The sequence below is a fragment of the Nocardia sp. NPDC004860 genome (genome assembly GCF_040609015.1).
Classification (GTDB): Bacteria; Actinomycetota; Actinomycetes; order Mycobacteriales; family Mycobacteriaceae; genus Nocardia.
On sequence record NZ_JBEXJI010000002.1, the window covers coordinates 557,064 to 577,207 of the forward strand.

Annotated in this window: 19 protein-coding genes; 8 read left to right on the plus strand and 11 right to left on the minus strand. The window is 67.2% G+C overall.

The genetic code is table 11. The features are described from left to right. Window positions 1-11: 11 nt before the first annotated feature. Entirely contained in the window at window positions 12-1,415 is a 1,404-nt protein-coding gene (locus tag ABZV44_RS06585; RefSeq protein ID WP_354832741.1) for an MFS transporter, read from the minus strand. Window positions 1,416-1,515: 100 nt separating this feature from the next. Here ABZV44_RS06585 and ABZV44_RS06590 point away from each other — a divergent pair, with 100 nt between their 5' ends. The 4 genes from ABZV44_RS06590 to ABZV44_RS06605 all read left to right on the plus strand — a co-directional run bounded on the left by ABZV44_RS06590 (window position 1,516) and on the right by ABZV44_RS06605 (window position 3,203). Next, window positions 1,516-1,992: a helix-turn-helix domain-containing protein gene (locus tag ABZV44_RS06590; RefSeq protein ID WP_354832743.1), complete on the plus strand. Its 477-nt coding sequence runs from the start codon at window positions 1,516-1,518 to the stop codon at window positions 1,990-1,992. A 231-nt stretch (window positions 1,993-2,223) separates the two neighbouring features. Next, window positions 2,224-2,436: a hypothetical protein gene (locus tag ABZV44_RS06595; protein WP_354832745.1), complete on the plus strand. Its 213-nt coding sequence runs from the start codon at window positions 2,224-2,226 to the stop codon at window positions 2,434-2,436. Next, complete coding sequence (locus ABZV44_RS06600) at window positions 2,403-2,705, plus strand: hypothetical protein (RefSeq protein WP_354832746.1); 303 nt, start codon at window positions 2,403-2,405, stop codon at window positions 2,703-2,705. Before ABZV44_RS06595 ends, ABZV44_RS06600 begins: the two co-directional genes overlap by 34 nt. Continuing rightward, window positions 2,706-3,203: a TetR/AcrR family transcriptional regulator gene (locus ABZV44_RS06605; protein WP_354832748.1), complete on the plus strand. Its 498-nt coding sequence runs from the start codon at window positions 2,706-2,708 to the stop codon at window positions 3,201-3,203. 430 nt (window positions 3,204-3,633) lie between these two features. Here ABZV44_RS06605 and ABZV44_RS06610 read toward each other — a convergent pair whose 3' ends face one another. Next, window positions 3,634-4,182 carry a TetR/AcrR family transcriptional regulator gene (locus ABZV44_RS06610; protein WP_354832750.1) on the minus strand — a complete coding sequence of 183 codons (549 nt, stop codon included), beginning with the start codon at window positions 4,180-4,182 and terminating at the stop codon, window positions 3,634-3,636. Window positions 4,183-4,315: 133 nt separating this feature from the next. Here ABZV44_RS06610 and ABZV44_RS06615 point away from each other — a divergent pair, with 133 nt between their 5' ends. Continuing rightward, window positions 4,316-5,236, plus strand: a complete 921-nt coding sequence (locus tag ABZV44_RS06615) for an alpha/beta fold hydrolase (RefSeq protein WP_354832752.1) — start codon at window positions 4,316-4,318, stop codon at window positions 5,234-5,236. A 1,283-nt stretch (window positions 5,237-6,519) separates the two neighbouring features. Here ABZV44_RS06615 and ABZV44_RS06620 read toward each other — a convergent pair. The 3 genes from ABZV44_RS06620 to ABZV44_RS06630 all read right to left on the minus strand — a co-directional run bounded on the left by ABZV44_RS06620 (window position 6,520) and on the right by ABZV44_RS06630 (window position 9,695). Further along, entirely contained in the window at window positions 6,520-6,966 is a 447-nt protein-coding gene (locus tag ABZV44_RS06620) for a hypothetical protein (RefSeq protein ID WP_354832754.1), read from the minus strand. Between the two features lie 209 nt (window positions 6,967-7,175). Further along, on the minus strand, window positions 7,176-8,285 hold the full coding sequence (locus tag ABZV44_RS06625) for a winged helix DNA-binding domain-containing protein (protein ID WP_354832756.1): 1,110 nt from the start codon (window positions 8,283-8,285) through the stop codon (window positions 7,176-7,178). A gap of 243 nt (window positions 8,286-8,528) precedes the next feature. Then, on the minus strand, window positions 8,529-9,695 hold the full coding sequence (locus ABZV44_RS06630; RefSeq protein WP_354832758.1) for a thiolase family protein: 1,167 nt from the start codon (window positions 9,693-9,695) through the stop codon (window positions 8,529-8,531). A gap of 186 nt (window positions 9,696-9,881) precedes the next feature. Between ABZV44_RS06630 and ABZV44_RS06635 the strand changes: the two genes are divergently transcribed. Together ABZV44_RS06635 and ABZV44_RS06640 are read left to right on the plus strand one after the other, a co-directional pair. Further along, window positions 9,882-10,553, plus strand: a complete 672-nt coding sequence (locus ABZV44_RS06635; RefSeq protein WP_354833126.1) for a YoaK family protein — start codon at window positions 9,882-9,884, stop codon at window positions 10,551-10,553. A 71-nt stretch (window positions 10,554-10,624) separates the two neighbouring features. Continuing rightward, window positions 10,625-11,212 carry an HdeD family acid-resistance protein gene (locus tag ABZV44_RS06640; protein WP_354832760.1) on the plus strand — a complete coding sequence of 196 codons (588 nt, stop codon included), beginning with the start codon at window positions 10,625-10,627 and terminating at the stop codon, window positions 11,210-11,212. A gap of 74 nt (window positions 11,213-11,286) precedes the next feature. On the opposite strand, the gene ABZV44_RS06645 is transcribed toward ABZV44_RS06640, so the two are convergent. Genes ABZV44_RS06645 through ABZV44_RS06665 form a run of 5 tightly spaced genes read right to left on the minus strand, consistent with a single transcriptional unit; the run spans window position 11,287 to window position 16,312 of the window. Further along, window positions 11,287-12,165 (minus strand): phosphoribulokinase, encoded by an 879-nt coding sequence (locus ABZV44_RS06645; protein ID WP_354832761.1) that lies wholly within the window; start codon window positions 12,163-12,165, stop codon window positions 11,287-11,289. A 46-nt stretch (window positions 12,166-12,211) separates the two neighbouring features. After that, a complete protein-coding gene (locus ABZV44_RS06650; protein WP_354832763.1) occupies window positions 12,212-13,288 on the minus strand; it encodes a class 1 fructose-bisphosphatase in 1,077 nt (358 codons plus the stop codon). 16 nt (window positions 13,289-13,304) lie between these two features. Continuing rightward, the gene (locus ABZV44_RS06655; RefSeq protein ID WP_354832765.1) at window positions 13,305-14,399 is read right to left on the minus strand and encodes an AAA family ATPase; all 1,095 of its coding nucleotides are present in this window, start codon (window positions 14,397-14,399) and stop codon (window positions 13,305-13,307) included. A 25-nt stretch (window positions 14,400-14,424) separates the two neighbouring features. Continuing rightward, window positions 14,425-14,847, minus strand: coding sequence for a ribulose bisphosphate carboxylase small subunit (locus tag ABZV44_RS06660; protein WP_354832767.1), 423 nt, complete (start codon window positions 14,845-14,847; stop codon window positions 14,425-14,427). A 16-nt stretch (window positions 14,848-14,863) separates the two neighbouring features. Further along, window positions 14,864-16,312 carry a form I ribulose bisphosphate carboxylase large subunit gene (locus ABZV44_RS06665; RefSeq protein ID WP_354832769.1) on the minus strand — a complete coding sequence of 483 codons (1,449 nt, stop codon included), beginning with the start codon at window positions 16,310-16,312 and terminating at the stop codon, window positions 14,864-14,866. A gap of 123 nt (window positions 16,313-16,435) precedes the next feature. Here ABZV44_RS06665 and ABZV44_RS06670 point away from each other — a divergent pair, with 123 nt between their 5' ends. Then, on the plus strand, window positions 16,436-17,311 hold the full coding sequence (locus ABZV44_RS06670) for a LysR substrate-binding domain-containing protein (RefSeq protein ID WP_354832770.1): 876 nt from the start codon (window positions 16,436-16,438) through the stop codon (window positions 17,309-17,311). A gap of 365 nt (window positions 17,312-17,676) precedes the next feature. Here ABZV44_RS06670 and ABZV44_RS06675 read toward each other — a convergent pair whose 3' ends face one another. Further along, on the minus strand, window positions 17,677-20,100 hold the full coding sequence (locus ABZV44_RS06675; protein ID WP_354832772.1) for a serine/threonine-protein kinase: 2,424 nt from the start codon (window positions 20,098-20,100) through the stop codon (window positions 17,677-17,679). Window positions 20,101-20,144 lie beyond the last annotated feature (44 nt).

Consider the following 20,144-nt stretch of genomic DNA (forward strand, 5'->3'; position numbering starts at 1 on the left):
GCCCTGAGAATCTACCCGGATACCGGTGCGGCCTTCGGCATTCGCGCTGCCAGGCCCAGCAGGCCCGCGGCCACCGAAGCGCCGGCGATCACGTACCAACCGTGCTGGAAGGCGTCGAGGGTCGCCTGCGCACCGGCGGGCGTACCCAGCACCGCCACCAGAACGGCCACACCCACGGCCATTCCGAGCTGCCGCGCCATGCTCAACACCGCCGACCCGGTCGCGAACTGCTGCGGTGGCAGCCCCGCCGTTCCCGCCGCCACACTGGTCGGCATGGTCAGGCCGACGCCCAGACCGGTCACCAGCATGCCGCCGAGCAGCCCGGCCGGATAGTCCGGCCGCAGCGTGATCGCCTGCGCCCACCAGACGATTCCGGCCGCGAACGCCACCCCGCCGAGCGCGAGCACCGGCCCGACACCGATCCGGGCGATCAGCCGGCCCGCCGACACCGCCACCAGCGGCACGATCAGCGGTCCGGGTGCGATCCCCAGCCCGGTCTGCAAGGCCGACCACCCCCACACGTTCTGCATCCACAGCACCGCCGACAGCAGCATCCCCGCGAACGCGATATTGAACAGCAGCGAATTGCCGAGCATGAGCGCGAAATTCGGCACGCGCAGCAGTCCCGGATCGACGACGGGACTGTGATGGCGACGCGACGAGACCACGAACACCACCGCGAACACAGCGGTCGCCGCGAACGCGCCGATGACACCGGGCGATCCCCACCCCCAGCCCTCGCCCTTGACGACGGCCAGAATCAGCGACGCCACCGACCCGATCAACATGAGCGCGCCGACCCCGTCCGGCATCGATCCGCCCGTACCACTCGGCCGTGGCAACAGCCGCGCTCCCAGCACCAGCGCGATGATCCCCAGCGGCACGTTCACCAGAAACACCCAGCGCCAATGCAGTTCGACCAGCAGTCCGCCGATCACCGGCCCCAGCGCCGCACCCAGACCGCCGAACGCCACCCACAACCGCACCGCCGTCGCCCGCCGCTCGGCCGGTGTCGCGGCCAGCAGCAGGCCCAGCGAGGACGGTGTCAGCAACGCCGCGCCTGCCGCCTGCAGGACCCGGAAGGCCACCAGCGCACCGGTATTCCACGCCACCGCGCACAGCGCCGACCCCAGCACGAACACGCCCAGCCCGGTCAGGAACGCGGTCTTGTTCCCGTTCCGGTCACCCAGCCGCCCGGCGGGAACCAGCAGCGCCGCGAACACGATCGAATACGCGTTGAGCACCCACGACAGTCCCGCGATCCGGGCTCCCGAGAAATCCTCCGCGATCCGCGGCAGCGCCACATTGACGATGAACAGATCCAGGCTGGACAACAGCACCGCCACCGCGACGATCCCGAGCACCACCCGCGGATCTACGACCCGCCGCTCCTCCTGCACGACAACGGTGCTCATCGTTCTCCCCCATGCGTCCGGCCGTCGGCCCGAGTGAGTTTCTTCATGAGACGGACCATAGGCGAGTGAGTCTCTTCAAGCAACCGACTATGCTGGGGTCATGCGGCGAACCAGCTTCGAGGACATGAACTGCTCCATCGCCCAGTGCCTGGAGGTGGTGGGCGAATGGTGGACCCTGCTCATCGTCCGTGACGCGCTCTTCGGCATCACCCGCTTCGACGACTTCCGGTCCCGCCTCGGCATCGCCCGCAATGTCCTCACCCAGCGGCTGGAACACCTTGTCGCCCAAGGCATCCTGGACAAGACCCCCTACCAGGACAACCCGGTCCGATACGACTACCTGCTCACCGACAAGGGCCGCTCCCTCTGGACGATCCTGGCCGCCATGCGCCAATGGGGCGACGAATGGGCCGCCCCCGGCGGCCCCCCGATCGAATCCGTCCACAAATCCTGCGGGCATGTCATGACCGTCCAGCCCGTCTGCTCGGAATGCGGCGATCACCTGACCGTCAAGGACCTACGCGCCAAACTGGGCCCAGGCGCTCACGACCCGTCCTTCCTGCCCGGCGGCAACTGACGGACAAACCCACTCGACAGCAGAGAAGGCGTGAATCCTTCGGGCCACCTTATGTGTCCACGTACATCGCGTCGCCGACCGTATGCTGCCGGTCACTCTCGCCTGTGAGTAGGGCCGCGACGTTCGGTGCGGCGCGAAACGCAGGCGCTCCGGGCCGCACCGAAGCGTAGAATCCAGCGTCATGTGTGGGCCGAAGGGGCTCGCACACAACGGATTCGGGGGGATCTCGCAATGTCGGACCTGCGTGGAGCGCGATGGACCTGGCGGTTTCTGGTCGCGTTGGCAATCACGGGTGGGTTGTGCCTTGCCAGCTCGGTCAGCTACATCGTCAACTTCGACCATGTGGAGCATTGGAGCCAGCTGTTCGCGGTGCTGACAGTGGCATCTGCGGCCCTGTTCTGGTTCGTGGGGTGGGTCCCGCTGCGGTCACGGGACCAGCCCTGACCAGAGCCGGCGACGAGGTTGACGCGCCCGAGCTGCCGAGCGCGGAGACGATCATCGTGGTCGATGGTTGGCATCCACGCTACGCCGGGGTATTGGCGGTAGCTGGCAGCGGCGTGGTCGCGTTTGCACTGGTCGATACCAACGGCGACGGTGTGGAAGTCGACGTGGATCAGTTGATTCGCGGCGAGAACGGTCACTGGCCGGCCGGAATGACCAGCGGCGAAGGTGGACAAGGGGTTCTTTCGGATCACCGAACGGGCCATCCGTAGGTGGCCGAGGTGACCACCGGTGCCATCTACTCGCTGTTCGGCAGCAAGAACGGCCTGGTGGTCGCCCTGGTCACTGACTACCTGCGACCGCACTACGAAGAGGTCGAACAGGCTGTTCCCACGGGACTGGATCTGCTGGAAGCAGTCGATGCCTTTGCCCGGTACTACCGGCGTAGCTGCGATGGCCCCGATGCGCTGGCCGGCCTTTCGCTCCAGATCACCCTGCTGGACATGGCCGTACACGACCCGGACTTGCGGACCCGGCTCGCCGCGTCCATCCGGACACAAGAGGACCATCTGATCGAACTGTTCGCCGGAAGGTCGCACAACGGGATCGTCGTGACGTTGCATCAGGCGCAACGCCTGGCCATCGCTCTCAGGGCACTGTTCGTCGGCCTGAGCCAGGGCGTCATTCTCGGCCTCGCCGACGGCGCCGACGAGCAGTACTTCGCCGACGCCGCCCGTGCCCTGGCATCCGGCGTGGCATCCATCGCCTGAAGTCCGATGACCGCGCCGATACCGGTAGACGGGTGCCGGTCGGCTCGATCCGGCATTTGCCCGGAATTCGGGTGTGAGGCGCTGTCGGTGAGGGGTGTCGGGGCGTGCTGGAAGAGTGGGCGGCGATGTGGCAGTGGCTGATTCGAGGGAGGTCTGCGCGGCGTGGGAAGACTGCCCATCCGGTGAGAGCGGTCAGCACCTCGTGGGTAGAGCGCGGTGAACCGAGCACCAGGGCGACCGTGGCGCGGTGCGCTGCAGCGGTCGCAGCAGTCGACTCGACTGTCTCGGGCCTCGTCACCGGCGCTTCGGGTGCGGCGTCCTGATGGGCCTGCCGCAGCTCGTAGAGCAGCGGCCTCATTCGCTGATCGGCTTACCTCTCCATGCTCGTCTGGGCCGGACTCGCCGACACGGGCGGTGACCGCGACGGCGGTCAGGTCGGCGTGCGCTCGATCAGTGCGGTGAGCGCGGCGCGCAGGTCGGGCCGGGCCGCGCCGGAATACAGTTCGGCCAGCGCGATCTCGGCCACCATGGCGATGACCAGGAGCGCCACCGCGGGCGGGTCTGCCCAGCCCAGCTGTTCGATATCGGGCACGATCACCGCGGCGACCAGCTGATTGCGGGCGGTCACCTCGTCGAGCAGATCGGCCTCGGTGCGAGACTGGGCGAGAAAGGCTTTGGTGCCCCGGGTGGCCAGGCAGGCGTCGAGGTAGGCGGCGAGACCGGCGCGCAGTCGCTCGCGGCCGGGCGCGAGGTCGCCGACGGCGGCGAGGACGAGACCGGTCAGCTCGTCGTGATACCGGCGGTGTAGCGCGACCACATAGCTGCGCCGATCCGGAAAGTGATGGTAGAAGGTGCCTTTCGCCATGCCGGCGGCCTGGACCACGGCATTGACCGACAGTCCGGCCAGGCCTGTGCGCGCGGCGACCTCCGCCCCGGCGTCGAGCAGGGCGTTGCGGCCCGGTTCCGCGGGTCGGGGCATGGCCGGAGTCCTTTCCTGCGCTGTCTGTTCCCCTCGAGGGTACACAGCGGCTAACCTATGACCGACCGGTCGGTCATACGCGGCGCGTAGGGGGCACCGCGAGGCCGACCGGCACGAATCCCCGGGAGTACCCATGCGATCGGCCACCCGCTGCCTCACCACCGCCATCCTGTTCGCCGCCGTGCTTGCCGTACGCCCGGCCGCGGCCGACGAGCCGGATCCTTCCTACAGCTACTTCGGCGGACTGACGGCCGAGCTCACCGCGCCCGGGCAGGTGCCGCCCGGCGCGAACGACTGGTCCTGCAAACCCACTGCCGCGCACCCGAATCCGGTGGTGCTGCTGCACGGGCTGTCCAATGACACCGTCACCTGGAACACCCTGTCCGCGGTCCTCACGAACGCCGGCTACTGCGTGTTCACCACGACCTACGGTACCGGCGCGCTCGGCCCGGTCATGGGCGCCATCACGCCGGTCGAGACCAGCGCCCGGCAGATCTCCGACTTCATCGACGGGGTGCGCGCCGGAACCGGCTCGGACAAGGTCGATCTCGTCGGCCACTCGATGGGCGGCGCGGTGCCGTTCTACGCCCTGAACCACCTCGGCGCCATCCCGAAGATCGACCACTACGTGGCGCTGGCCGCGCCGCTGCACGGCTCCACGGTCAGCGGCCTGGCGAACCTGCAGCCGCTGCTCGAATCCACCGCGCCCGGAGCGGAACTGGCCGCACAGTGCGGGCCGTGCCAGCTCTCGCCCGGCTCGAAGGTCGCCATCGACCTGAACGCTGACCCGGCCCTCGCACCGGCCATCCGGTTCACCACCGTGGTCTCCCGCTACGACGAGATCGCCACCCCCTGGACCACCGGCCTGCTGGACGGACCCAATGTCGACGACGTGGTGCTGCAGGACCTCTGCCCGACCGACTACACCGAGCACTACGAGCTACCCGCGGATCCGGTCGCCGCGCGCGTGGTCCTCAATGCCCTCGACCCCGCGCACGCCACACCGGTCTCCTGCACGGTCGTCCTGCCTTTCGCAGGACCGCTGGGTCGATAGCAATCCAACATTCGAGTGCGATAGATCGACAATGTCGGTCGCCCGCGGGATCCGGCTGTGTTGGATCGCAAGGAACCGATGTCGCTGCTGCCGGCGACCCGAGACCTGCGCTCGCCTGATCCTCGCCCTGGCAGGACCGCCGGCATCCGTGCTGCACCGCGAGCCGGGTGACCGCGTCGGGTTGGACTCGATTCCGAATGCGGCTGGGCCGCAGGGACGTTCACTGGCGGGTCGTTGTCACGACGCGACGCGCATTGTCGACTCGCCGACCGGTTTGCTGACAGCTTGCGGTGGTCTGTACGGTGGCGTTCGCCGTCGCGGAATCCGGTGGCACTGTCGAGTGTCCGCGATGGTCTGGGCCTGCTCGACGATCTTCCCCGTCAGCCCTGGCCGACTCGGGGGTGCGTGGCGAGGTGACCAGTTCCGACTGAGGAGAGAAGGGTTCCAGTGATGCCGAACAGGACGGTGGCGCACCTGGTATCGGACATTGTGGCCCGGTACGGGTCGTTGGATGCGTTCTGCGCCCGTCTGCGCGGCAGCGTCGAGAATCCAACCGAGGAGTTACGCCGGATCACCAGTGAATGCCGGTCGCAGGCGGTCGTGGACCGCCCACGTGCGGGCGGGCCTGCCGAGGTTGCCCCCGATAGCGAGAGGCACCAGAAAATGGTGTGACTCTTCGCGTTCCCCGGTCCGCGACGAATGCAGCCCGGTCGCCGTAGCCGCGACCTGCGTCGATTCGGCATGCTCCGCTGCGGGGTGAAAACCCGTGCGGAAGCGCCGGTTTCGATCTGCGACGGTGGGCGGCAGTGGCAGGCGCACCTGCCCACTTTCCGAGTCGGCCGGGCCCCGCGTGCGGCGCCTGAGGACAAGGTCCGCCCGTACAGGAGCGAACCGTTGCGCGATGGGGCTCGACATCGATGCGAGGTGATTGCTTTTGCGGCGCAGCCGTTCTGGCTGTTGCAGGCCCTGAAGCTTGTGATATGTCCCCGCAATCGAGGTCAGAGGTCGCCGAGGCCGTCGAGCCACTGGCCGGGGCGCGGCGGACACAGGATACCCAGGATGATCCCCGGAATCGGATTGACGCAGGTGGCCGAACCGACCTGGAAGCAGTGCTGCTACCGGTCGTGGCAACCGGGACGTCCGCGTCGGCGGTGACCGGCGCGGCTGTGGCCTGACCGATCCCGAGGGCGTTCGAGTACTTCCAGTCACCCGACCGGCTACCAGTAGACCAGAAATGCGCCCGCTCCGACCACCTGATTCGCGACCGGGAAATCCGGTCCGGATCAGGAGCCGCTGGGCGCGGGCGCGCCGGGACGCCGGCGGCTGCTGTTGTCGACCACGGCACTCAGGTAGTCGATGCCCGTGAGGGAACTGGGCTCGAACTTGTCGGGGTTCTTCTCCATCGGAGCCGGCTTCCAGCTGCCGTCGGGGTTCCTCGACGGCGTGCCGAGGCTGTATCCCCCGGGCACCCAGCGGCCGGTGCACCCCACCTGTGTCTGTTCGGTGGTGTGGCTGTTCACCCAGACCGACGTCTGGTACCCGTCACCGAATCCCGAGCAGTGCACCCGCACCTGGATGCGATAGATGTCGTCGGTGTCGTTGCGGCAGCTGCGATCACTGCACGAAACCCCCTCGGCCAGATCCGTCGCGAATGCCGCCGGGGCCAGGACGCCAGCCGCGGCGGTGATCAGGGCCGCGGCGCCCAGACCGACCAGCAACCGTTGAGCCATGTGTGAATCAACTCCTATCAACTGTGACCCGACCCGGGATTCAGCTTGCCGCACAGGAGGTTTCACGCCTATCGGGGTAAACCCGGAATTCGCCCGCTCACCCACCCTGATGCGCGGCGAGTGCCGCGGCGAAGATTCCGAACGCCTCGTCGCCGAAGAGCACGAACCCAGCTCCGGACCGACCTCGACGCGGATGGGTGCGGGGCGATTCAGGCAGCGCGGACTGTTGTGACGGGCTGGCCGGTGGCCTTGGCGATGCGGGGTAGTTCGGCGGTGAGCTGGGCGGTGGGGACGGGTGCGCCGTCGAACATGGCGACGGTCAGGTCGCCCTTGTCGAGGTCCCAGGTTCCGGTGATCCGGCCGCCGGTCACGACGAGTGGGGAGATCCAGCCTGCGGCGCGGCTGACCTTGGCGCGGTGGTCGCCGGGGAGGAGGGCGGTGTCGCCGGTGCCGGGGCCCAGGACGTACTGGTCGAACTGGCCGAGGAGGTGGACTGCGGAAGTCGGTTCGGTCCTGGCGAGTTCGTCGAGGTGGGCTGTGAGGAAGTAGCCGGGGCGGCCCTCGACGTCGATCTCCGTCAGCTCGTTGCCGAGGTCCGAAAACCAGCGGCGCACAGTCGGTTTGCTCAGGAAGCCGCGAGTCAGCCAGGTATTGAAGATGTCCGGGGTGGCGGGGCCGTAGGCGCCGAGGTAGGCGCGGATGACGGTGGGCGCGACGGCATCCGGGTCGGGGATGCCGGACCAGCCGGGGATGACGTGCGCGGGATTGGTGAAGGTGACCGACGTGCCGCGGGACGGGCCGTGGCACAGCGCGCCCTGCCAGGCCAGGGGCTTCAGCATCGAACCCCACCCGGAGCGCAGATGGTCTTCCAGCGGCTGGAATCGCCGCTCGGCGATCAGCTCCGCGACCAGTTCGCCGCGAGTCAGCACGCGCCCGTCGAGAATATCGCCGACCGCCTTGACCAGCGCCGCCACGTCATCCGGCGTCGCCCCGGACGCCCTTGTCCACGCGGGCTTCTCCCATGTGCGTGCGGACGCCATGAGCGACAACGCTGCGGCCCCCTGTTCCGGCGTGAGCGCGTGCAGCGTGCCACGCATCGCCCACGTCTTCATCAGCGTGCCCGCCCCCAGCGCCGCCACCACCGCACCGGGCTCACCCGTCGAACGCCGCAGCGCCACAGCGGTTTCCGCCGCCGACGTCACCTGCGCCTGTACCCCGCACAGCCGCTCGACCACGGCCACGGCATCGCTCGTCGTCCGCGGATCCACGAACTGCCGCTGGACCCGCCAGCTGAACACCTGATCCCACGAAACCTGCACAACGCCTCCGCCCATCCCACGCGCTGCCCGCGCAACCGACGCCAGCCTACGGCCGGTCCCCGACAGTGCCGGCGATTTCCCGTGCCCAGGAAGCCATCCGGCGTGGAGCGCACACGCACCCGACGCGCTGTCGGGACGGGGCGAAAGGGTCGCTTCGTCGAGGCCTCCGGGCCGACGAGGGCAGCAGCCCTGTCGGCCTCGGCTCGCTCGCTGTCGATCGTGCCCGCGATGCGAGGCGCGAACTCAGAGGCGTTCGATAATGGTGGCGTTGGCCAGGCCGCCCGCCTCGCACATGGTCATGAGGCCGTAGCGGCCGCCGGTCTGTTCGAGGTGGTTGAGCATGGTGGTGAGGATGCGGGTCCCGGAGGCGCCGAGCGGGTGACCCAGTGCGATGGCGCCGCCGCGCGGGTTGAGTTTGGCCGGGTCGGCGCCGAGTTCGTGTGCCCAGACCAGCGGCACCGGTGCGAACGCCTCGTTCACCTCGTAGACGTCGATGTCGTTGATGGACAGTCCCGCTCGCGCCAGCACCTTGCGGGTGGCGGGGATGACGGCGGTGAGCATGAGCAGCGGATCGTCACCGGTGACCGCGAAGGAGTGGAAGCGGGCGCGCGGCTTCAGGCCGAGCTGGGCGGCCTTCTCCTCGCTCATGATGAGCGCCGCCGACGCGCCGTCGGTGAGGGGCGAGGAGTTGCCGGGGGTGATGGACCATTCGATTTCGGGGAACCGGGCCTTGAATTCGGCGTCCACGAAGGCGGGCTTCAGCCCGGCCAAGCCCTCGACGGTGGTGCTGGGACGGATGGTCTCGTCGGCGGTGAGCGATCCCGCCGGGACCAGTTCGTTGTCGAAGCCTCCGGTTGCCGCGGTGGCGGCGGCCAATTGGTGCGAGCGCGCTGCGAATTCGTCGAGCGCGGTCCGGTCGAACTTCCAGCGCGCGGAGATCACCTCGGCGGAAATGCCCTGCTGCACAAGCCCGTCCGGGTACCGGTGCGCGACGGGCCCGCGATTGGCGTCGCGGCCCTGGGCGTTGGAGAACATCGGCACCCGCGACATGGATTCCACGCCGCAGGCGATGGCGATGTCGTAGGCCCCCGCGATGACACCCTGCGCGGCGAAATGGGCGGCCTGCTGTGAGGATCCGCACTGCCGGTCCACCGTCGTGGCGGGCACCGCTTCCGGGAAGCCGGCCGCCAGCACCGCGGTGCGGGAGATATTGAACGCCTGCTCGCCACTCTGCGTGACGCAACCGCCGATCACATCATCGACCAGCGCGGGATCGATTCCGGTGCGCTCGACCAGGCTTTCCAGCACGCCCGACAGCAGTGTTGCGGGATGCACTTCCGACAGGCCGCCACCGGTTTTCCCCTTCCCGGAGGGGGTGCGGACAGCGTCGACGATGACGGCGGAGGTCATGACTTCTCCTTGTTCCCACTGGACATTCCAGTTGCGAATTTCGGTTAACATACGCAATGTACCGCACCGGCTGCGCGGCGTCACCGGCGCGAACTTTCACCTCCGGGCCGACATGCCGCAGATTGCTAGCCTGTTGCTGTGACTGCGTCCGGCAAGCAACCCGAGAAGCCCTTCTGGGATCTCGAAATGCGGCTGTCCGCGGTGCTGTCAATGCTGGCGGGATTCATCGGCGCGGCCGCGTACACCCACTCGGAGGGGTATTTCGTCACCTTCATGACCGGCAATACGGAACGCACGGTTCTCGGCAACTTCGCCGGCGACCCGGCCCTGGCCGGCGGCGCGGCCGCGATCATCATCTGCTTCCTGGCCGGCGTCTTCATCGCCTCGATCTGCCGCCGGTACTGGTGGACCAACCATCCGCACGGCGCGACCATGCTCAGCACAGGCGCGCTGCTGCTCGCGGCCATCGCGGACGCCGTGCTCGGCGAGCGTGGCATCGGCCTGATCCCGATCCTGTTCGTCGCCTTCGCCATGGGCGCACTCAACACCTCCTTCGTCAAGAACGGCGAGGTCTCCATTCCGGTCAGCTACGTCACCGGCACCTTGGTGAAACTCGCGCAGGGCATCGAGCGGCACGTCTTCGGTGGCGGCACTGCCCGTGACTGGCTCGGCTATGCGACGCAATATGTTTCGTTCAGCATGGGCGCGCTCATCGGTGGCCTGGTGTCGCTGGTGGTGAACGGTTCCTCCATGCTCAATGCCGCGGTCGTCGGTTCGCTGCTGGTCGCCGGATACACCTGGCGGGCCGACATTCGCTGGATGCGGCGCATCGCGCGCCAGAGCGCCGACGACGATTGAGTCATGTCACAGCCGCGCAACACTTGGCTAATTGATCGCAAACGACCCGAACTGGTCATATTCTGCTGAATATGACAACCAGCAAAGAGGGAGTTTACGAAGGGCCGGTCCACGCACTGGCCCGCAGCGCGTGGCAGTCGATCCTGGTCACCGGCCTTCTCTCGGTGGTGCTGGGCATCCTGGTGCTGGTGTGGCCCGGACCCACCCTGGTCGTCGCCGGTGTCCTGTTCGGCATCTACCTGCTCGTATCCGGTGTTTTCCAGCTGATCGCGGCCTTCGGAATGCACATCAGCACCTGGATGCGGGTGCTGTCCTTCATTACCGCCATCCTGTCGTTCATTCTGGGTTTCTTCTGCTTCCGCAACGAGTTCCAGGCCATCGGCCTGCTGGCGCTGTGGATCGGCATCACCTGGATCTTCCGCGGCACCGCGGTGCTGGTGGCCGCCATGTCCGATGCCGCCGTCCCGGGCCGGGGCTGGCAGATCCTGTTCGGCATCCTGCTCATCGTCGGTGGTGGTCTGCTGATCGTGGAGCCGTTCCGCTCGATCACGGCCCTGGTCGTGGTGGTCGGCTGCTGGCTGATCGCCATCGGCGTCTTCGAGGTGGTCTCGGCCTTCCTGGTGAAGAGCCGCGCCAAGGAGATGCCCACCGCCGTCTGACCGTTTCGATCCGCGTAACCCACGGCGGTCGCCCTCCCCGGGCGGCCGCCGTTTCTCGTGCTGCGCAACCCGGATCAGCGCAGCCGCTTGGGCCGCTTGTCCATCAGCCGCAGGATCAGCGGCGTGAAGATGAGCTGCATCGCCAGGTCCATCTTCCCGCCCGGCACCACGATGCTGTTGGGCCGCGACATGAACGAATCGTGCAGCATGGACAGCAGATACGGGAAGTCGATGACCTTCGGGTCGGCGAAGCGGATCACCACGAAACTCTCGTCCGCGGTCGGAATGGTCCGGGCGGTGAAGGGATTCGAGGTGTCCACCGTGGGCACCCGCTGGAAGTTCACATACGTCCGCGAGAACTGCGGGCAGATGTGCTTCACGTAATCGGGCATGCGCCGCAGGATGGTGTCGATGATGGCCTCGCTGGAGTAGCCGCGTTCGGTCTTGTCGCGGTGCACCTTCTGAATCCACTCCAGATTGATGATGGGAACCACGCCCACCAGCAGATCGGCATAGCGGGCCACGTCGACGCCGTCGCCGACCGCCGCCCCGTGCAGGCCCTCGTAGAACAGCAGATCGCTGCCCGGCGACAGCTCCGCCCACGGCGTGAACGTGCCCGCCGGCTGCCCGAAGGGTTTGGCCTCGTCGTCATCGTGCAGGTAGCGCCGTACCGCGCCCACACCGGTCTCCCCGTACTCGCGGAACAGCGACTCCAGTTCGGTGAGCAGGTTCGCCTCCGGTCCGAAATGCGAGAAGGTCAGGTTGCGATGCTGTTCGGCCTCTGCCATGGCCAGCTTCATCTCGTTGCGGTCGTAGCGATGGAACGAATCCCCTTCCACGATGGCCGCACTGATTCCCTCGCGGCGGAATATCTCCTGGAAGGTTCGCGTGACGCTGGTCGTCCCCGCACCGGACGACCCGGTGATCGCGACCACGGGATGTTTGACCGACATGGCACCTCCTCGATTGCCGGACAACAGCTTTCACACAACCGGCGTTTCAGTGCCGGGACGCGCGGAACAGAGAGCGGGAACCGAAGAGCGAGGCGTCGAAACTGGGCCCCTCCTCCGGTTCGCGGTGATAGCGCTCGATCCGTTCGACCTCGTTGCGGGAGCCGAAGATGAACGGGATCCGCTGGTGCAGCTCCTCGGGCCGCACATCGAGCACCCGTTCGTGCCCGGTGCTGGCCGCGCCCCCGGCCTGTTCGACGATGAAGGCGATCGGGTTGGCCCCGTACAGCAGCGAAACCCGGCCCGGGCGTTCGGGATTGCGGGTATCGCGCGGATACATGTAGAGCCCGCCGCGGGTCAGGATGTGAAAGGTGTCGGCCACCAGCGAGGCGACCCAGCGCATATTGAAATCCCGTCCGCGCGGGCCGTCCACGCCTTCGAGGCATTCGTGGACATAGCGGCGGACGGGGCGTTCCCAGAACCGCTCATTGGCGGCATTGATCGCGAAACCGGAAGTGTCGTCGGGGATTCGCATGCGTGGATGGGTGAGCACGAACGCGCCCACCTCGCGGTCCAGCGTGAACCCGTCCACCCCGTTGCCGGTGGTGAGCACCAGCATGGTCGCGGGCCCGTACAGCGTGAAGCCTGCGCACACCTGCTGGACGCCCGGCTGGAGGAAGTCGGTACCGGCGGCCTCGCGCCCGTCCTCCGGAGCGCGCAGCACGCTGAAAATCGTTCCCACCGGCAGATTCACGTCGATATTGCTGGATCCGTCCAGCGGATCGAAGGCCAGCAGATACTTCCCGCGCCGGTACTCGGTCGGCACCTGATGGCATTCGCGCATCTGCTCGGACACCAGCGCCGCCAACGGTCCGGTCCACTGGCTCTCGGCCACCATGATGTCGTTGGCGATCGCGTCCATCTTCCGGTGCACGGTGACCGGCAGATTCTCGGCATCGGACGCGCCCAGGGAGCCGACGATCGCCCCCCGGGTCACTTGGTTCCCGATGATCTTGGTTGCGGTGGCGAGCACGTTCAGCAGCGCCGAGAACTCCCCGGACGATCCGGGATGCCGGTGCTCCTGCTCGATGGTGTAGCGGGTGAGGGTCTTCAATCCTTCGGGCACAATCGCTCTCAATTCGTCATGGAGGGGCCCCCTCGTCGGCGAGGGCGTCCGCGAACACACTGCTGCCGAGGACATCGCTGTCCGTCAGGGTGATCAGATCCGTGCGACCGACCGGCCGGTGCAGTTCGACCAGCCGTTTGGCCTGCCGCAGCCGGCAGCGCTCGAGGGCATTGCGCACGCTGCGGGCATTGGCGAAGCGCGGGCGGGCCATGCGCAGCTTCAGATAGCGCGAGAAGGCCTGCGCTGCTTCCGGATCGAAGCCGAAGTTCTCCTGGCGCACCATGAGTTCGGCGATGGCCATGAGCTCGTCGTGGGTGTAGTCGGGGAACTCGATGTGGTGGGCCACCCGGGAGGACAGGCCGGGATTGGCGGAGAAGAAGGTCTCCATGCGGTCCGGATAGCCGGCGAAGATGACCACCAGGCTGGTGCGCTCGTTCTCCATCTCCTGCAGCAGGATCTCGATCACCTCCTGGCCGTAGTCGCGCTCGTTCTCGGGGCGGAACAGGTAGTAGGCCTCGTCGATGAACAGCACTCCCCCGGCGGCCTTGGCCAGGGCCTCCTTGGTCTTGGGTGCGGTATGACCGATGAACTGGCCGACCAGATCATCACGGGTGACGGTGTGCACCTTGGGTTTCCGGATGTATCCGAGGGCGTGCAGCATCTCGGCCATGCGCAGGGCCACCGTGGTCTTCCCGGTGCCGGGCCCGCCGGTGAAGCTCATATGCATGGTCGGGCGGGTAGCCTGGAGCCCGAAACGCTGACGGGCCCGATCGATCAGCAGCAATGCGGCGATTTCCCGCACGCGGCGTTTGACGTTCGCCAGACCCACCAGTTCCGCGTCGAGGCGGGCGAGAGTGTCCTCGACGTCCTTGCCCGCGACATCCGTCGACAGATCCAGCAGGGCGTCGTCGGCCAGCATCTCCGGTGGGCCGGAAGCGGGGCGGTGCAGGTGGTCGGCCGCCGAATCCTCCGGTCGGGGAGGGCCATCGGCGGCCGTACCGCGCACCGGTGCGGGGCTCGTGACCCCGGGCCGATGCATCTGGAACCCGCCCGCCGGGCGGCCGGCTGCAGGCTGCCGGCCGCCCGGTACCGCGGGGCGTTCCGCGCTCACGATATCCTCCGGTTCCGAAAGCTGTTCAGCCGCCATACCTTTGGCCCGGGCGGTCGTCGAGTGCGTAGGCGTGGAAGCCGTAGTGCTGACGGCGATCGTCGGACTCGGTCCGGTCGAGACGGAAACCGGGCTCGTGGCCCGGGCGCTGCACGAGGAAACTCAGCGCCGTGGTCTGCCGGCCGTAGGAGGCGTCATAGGCGTTCACGCGAATGTAGTGGCGCGGGAACGTGGCCCGGCAGGCGTTGATCTCGGCGAGCACCCCGTCGGGCTCGTCCAGATCGAACAGCGGCAGGCCCCACATCTCCCAGTAGTTGTTGCGCGGGTGCGGATCGTCGGTGTACTCGATGGACACCGGCCAGTTGTTGAGCAGGGCGTAGCGGACCTGGGCGGCGATCTCGATGTCGTCGAGGTCCGGCAGGTGCGAGAAGGTACCTTGGCGCAGATGCATGGGGATTCCTCGATTTTCAGCGGGAAGCCGTCGGGACGGCGTCGGGGGCGTCGGTGGAGGTGTAGTCGAAGGTGACATCACCCCAGGTGGCGAGCGCGACATCGAGCGGGCGGCAGATCTCGGCGGCGCGGCGCAGCACGTCCGGGCCCTCCTTGAGCAGATCGCGACCCTCGTTGCGCGCCTTGACCACTGCTTCGAGAGCGACCCGGTTGGCTTCCGCGCCCGCGGCGATGCCCATCGGATGGCCGATGGTGCCGCCGCCGAACTGCAGGATGGCGTCGTCGCCGAACAGGTCCAGCAGCTGGTGCATCTGGCCGGCGTGGATGCCGCCGGAGGCGACCGGCATGACGCCGGGCAGGCTGGCCCAGTCCTGGTCGAAGAAGATGCCGTTGACCGGGTTCATCGGAATGTGGTTGTCGCGCAACGTGTCATAGAAGCCCTTGACGGTGTGCGGATCACCTTCCAGCTTGCCGATGACCGTACCCGCGTGCAGGTGATCCACGCCGATCAGCCGACACCACTTGGCCAGCACCCGGAAGCTGACGCCGTGGGTCTTCTGCCGGGTGTAGGTGGAGTGCCCGGCCCGATGCAGGTGCAGCAGCATGCCATTGCGCCGTGCCCACTTCGACATGGACTGCATGGCGGTGTAGCCGACCGTCAGGTCCATCATGATGATGCAGCTGCCGAGCGATTTCGCGAATTCCGCGCGCTCGTACATGTCCTCCATCGTGGCGGCCGTGACATTGAGATAATGCCCCTTCATTTCTCCGGTTTCGGCGATGGCGCGGTTGACGCCCTCCATCGCGAACAGGTAGCGGTCGCGCCAGCGCATGAACGGCTGCGAGTTGATGTTCTCGTCATCCTTGGTGAAATCGAGTCCGCCCCGGCAGGCCTCGTACACCACGCGGCCGTAGTTGCGGGCCGACAGACCGAGTTTCGGTTTCACCGTGGCGCCCAGCAGCGGGCGGCCGTATTTGTTCAGATACTCCCGTTCCATAACGATTCCGTGCGGCGGACCCTGAAAGGTCTTGACATACGACACAGGAATACGCATATCTTCCAGCCGCAATGCCTGCAGTGGTTTGAAACCGAATACGTTGCCGATGACCGAGGAGGTGAGGTTCGTGATGGAACCCTCCTCGAAGAGATCGAGATCGTAGGCGACATAGGCGAAGTACTCGCCCTTGCGGCCCGGAACCTCGTCGACGCGGTAGCACTTGCCCTGGTAGCGCTCGTGCGCGGTGAGCCGATCGGTCCAGACCACCGTCCAGGTGGCCGTGGATGATTCACCCGCCACCGCCGCGGACGCCTCCACCGGATCGACGCCATGCTGGGGCGTCACCCGGAAGACCGCCAGGACATCGGTGTCCTTGGGCTGATAGTCGGGAGCGTAGTATCCCATCGACGCGTACGACTGCACACCCGGATCCCACCGGCTGCGCTGATCATCGACAGATCCGGCCATCATTCCTCCTGCGAACCGGGTTGGGCGACTTGTGATTCCCAGGATGACCGGGCCGTTAACGACAAACAATTCGATTGTTTCTGTTCTCGCTCAACCTTTTCGTCGAGTTTGCTACCGTTGAGTATGGGTACGGTGAGCGCAGTGCGCATGGAAACCTTTCTCGCCGTTGCCAAGCACTCCAGCATTCGCCGCGCGGCCGCGCAGTTGCACATCACCGAGGCGGCGGCCTCCGCGGCCGTAGCACACATCGAGAAACAACTCGGCGCGAAACTCATCGCCAAATCCGGGCGGGGTATCGCGCTCACCGAGGCCGGGCGGGTCTACGCCGACTACTGCCGCAGCATCCTCGGCTTGATGAAGGAGGCGCACGCCGCGGTACGGGAAGCCGAGACCGGCCGGTTGCGTATCGGCGTGGTGGCGACGGCCGGCGAATACGTGCTGCTCAGGCTGCTCGCGTCCTTCCGCATCCGGTACCCGGACATCGAACTGGGCCTGTCCATCCAGCCCCGCGACGTGCTGTACCTCGAATTGACCCACCACGAAACCGATCTCGTGATCGCGGGCCGCCCACCCCGCGACGCCGGACTGGTCACCCGCGCCCGCCGCCCCTGTCAGCTCGTCGTGGTAGGCGCACCCGACGCCTGGCGCGACCCCTGCGAGGCCACCTGGCTCCTGCGCGGCAAAGGCTCCGGCACCCGCGACACCACCCTCGCTCTCTTCGACCGCCTCCAAATCCGCCCGTCCACACTGACTCTCGGCACCCACGGCGCCGCGCTGGCCGCCGCCCGCGAGGGCCTGGGCGTCACCCTCATCCACTCCGACGCCATCGCCACCGACCTGGCCGCCGGACTGCTCGAAGTCATCGCGATCGAGGGCACTCCCCTCAACCGCCCCTGGCACGTCGTCACCACCCGCACCCCCGCCCCCGCCGCCCGCCTGTTCCTGTCCCACATCACCGACCCGGACCGGGTCGGCGACAAGGCGTTTCGCGGAGTCTGACCCGCAGTTTCGCGAATGGGGATCTCACCGATCTGCAGGAAGCTCAATCGGGCGGCCACGCGGGCTTCGTTGGATTTTCGGCGACTACGGCAAGCTCGGCCCATTGGATGGGATGCGAATTGGCCAGAGTGTGCGCACCCGGTGGCTAATCCGGGCAATGATGTTGCCCGCCAAGAGAATTCAGCCAGTACATGGTCGCAACCAGTAGTCGGCGCAGTCCCGGAGTCGGGTGCCGACATGCCGGTGTGGTGCGCTGACATGCGACTCGCATGCAATGCGACTATTTCGCATCCGGTGCGACTGGCGGAGGTGATTTCTGTGGGATTTGACGGTGGTGGAGCGGGAGTGAAACCAGCCCTGTGCGCTCATAGTCGACTAGCGTCATTCGGCTCCCGCTGTCCGCCGACGGGATCCATCACACGTCCCAACGCCCCCAGATCGGCTTCGATCGCCCGGAACAACACATAGACGACGATGAACGCGACGATCGCACCGATGCACAATACCCGCACCGCCACCAGCATCAACGGAATTGCGTCCGGCGGCAGCAAGGTCACCAGAGCAATCGCGAGCAACGGCACCGACGCCGCTACCGCGAGATAGACGGTGCAGCGCCGACCGAGTCTGCGCAGGTGCAGCGTATCGACCGTCGTGATGTCGCCGTGCGGGAGGAACATCGGATAGATACAGCGCACCATGTAGAACGCCACCAGGATGGACGGGTAGGCCACCGCGATTGCGCCGCAGACCAGCGCCCCGCCCAGGAAGTGCAGCGCCGCATCCCCGGTGAGTTCTTTTGTCATAAGGTGCATCACGATCGGAAAGATGATCGCCGCCAGGCTCCACAGCGAAAGCGGCACCAGCACAGCACGATCGCCCAACCGCAGGGCGTCCGATCGAGCCCGGGCCAGCACCCGCGGGTCGTATTCCCGACCCTGGCGTAGCCCGCGCGAGACGATGAGCAGACACCGCGACATATAAAGCACCAACCCGATGCCCAACGGGAATAACACCCCGTTCACCAGGGCTACGGCGATCCACCAGTCGCGCTGCGCTGAAAGGCTCAGCCGGTCGATGATCAGCGTCTTATTGTGCTCGATGTTGTACGCCGCAGCGAGCGCGTTCGGAGTGAGTATGGCCAGCACCACCATTGGCACCAGCCACGGCCGAAGTCGCAGCCGCCAGCTGGATGGCGGCGGGTCGACCAGGTCGCGGGCGCGCTCGTCGAGGCACACTTGCAGTTGCTGGGCCAGTTCCGCGCCGTCGGCCCACCGCTTGTCACGCTCGGACGCCAGGCACATCAACAGTACCCGGCGCAGTGCCGCCGGGCAGTCGGGCGGAATTCGTTCGAGCGCACCGGGATCCACCCCGGCGCCACGGCGCTTCAACATGGCCGCCAGCGTGGTGGCGTCGCTGTGTTCGCCCGCGGTGGTGTCGTCGAACGGCTTGGTGCCGGTGAGCAGCTCCCACAACACCACGCCGAGCGAATAGATGTCGGCGCGGGTGTCGAGATCGTCGGCGGACCGGTCGTAGCCGGGGTGACAGGCCTCCAGCTGTTCCGGCGACATGTACGACAGCGATCCGCCGAAATAGGCAACCGGGTTGGCGTCGACCAGGTCGCGGTTGAAACTGATGTTGAAATCGGCGAGCTTCGGCACGGCCTCGGCGGTGAGCAGCACATTGGCCGGTTTGACGTCGCGATGCAGCACGCCATGCGCGTCCGCGTAGGCCAGCGCCTCAGCGACCCGACGCCCCAGCCAGGCAACGGTCTCCGGCCATGAAAGCGTCGCGATCTCGGCGCGCACACTGGAATCGGTCGGCCGGATCTCGCCCTTCTCCGCCATCGCCGCGTCGACCGCGTCCAGCAGCAGATGTCCGGTGCGCTGTTCCGGCGCGGTGGCCCGCACCCTGCGCAACACGCTCAGCAGCGTGCCGCCGGGCAAGAATTCCATGTACAGCATCCGCATCCGATGCCCATCGGGTGCGGAGTCCAGACCCGGCTGGTCCAGCAGCCGCTGATCGAAGACGCGCACGATGTAGTCATGGTCGAGCTGCGCCAGCGTCTGCGGTTCGGTGCCGCGGTCGGCGGAGATCTTCACTGCCACCAGCCGCTGCAGCGACCGCTGCCGGGCCAGGAACACCCGCGCGAATGCACCGCTGCCCAGCGCGGTAAGCAGGTCGAAATCGTCGATTCGGTCGCCGACCCCGATTCGGTCCAGGGTGGTGGTCCGTGTCCCTGTGGTGCCCTGGGTGGTGCGGAGGTCGGTGGCTGCGTGGGCCGCATCCCCCGACGAGGGGATCGAGTCGGCGGAGGCTGCGACGGTCCGGTCAATGCCGCTGCGCCGGGTGCCCCGATTCTCGTCGCCGGCGTTGAGCAGCTCGCGCAGCCGCGCCGCCTGCTCGGGATATTCCAGCAGGTATTCGCCCAGGTCCACCTGCTCGCCGCATTGGCCGCGGATCACGAACTCTTCGTACACCAGGCTGGCCGGAATTTGCTCCAATGTCAGCTCGGGAAATTCGGAGCAGTATTCGCGCAGCCGCTTACGCCCGGGCGTTGCCGCGACGGGTTCCTCGGGATGGCTCTCTGCCCGTGGGCGCAGCCACCGATGCCGCAGGTCGATCCGGATCAGTTCGATCAGCGCACCCAGGCGTGCGTCCGGCAGATAGTCGGCAATGGCAGGCGGCTGGATACCGGCTTCCCACGCGGCAGCAAAAGCGGCCACGGCGCCGGATTCGATTCCGGCCGTTGGTCGCCCGAACCCATTCCCCGCATCCGAGCTGTAGCTCATATCTGCACCTATCGAGCAGGACCACGCACTCGTCGGTCGGTAGA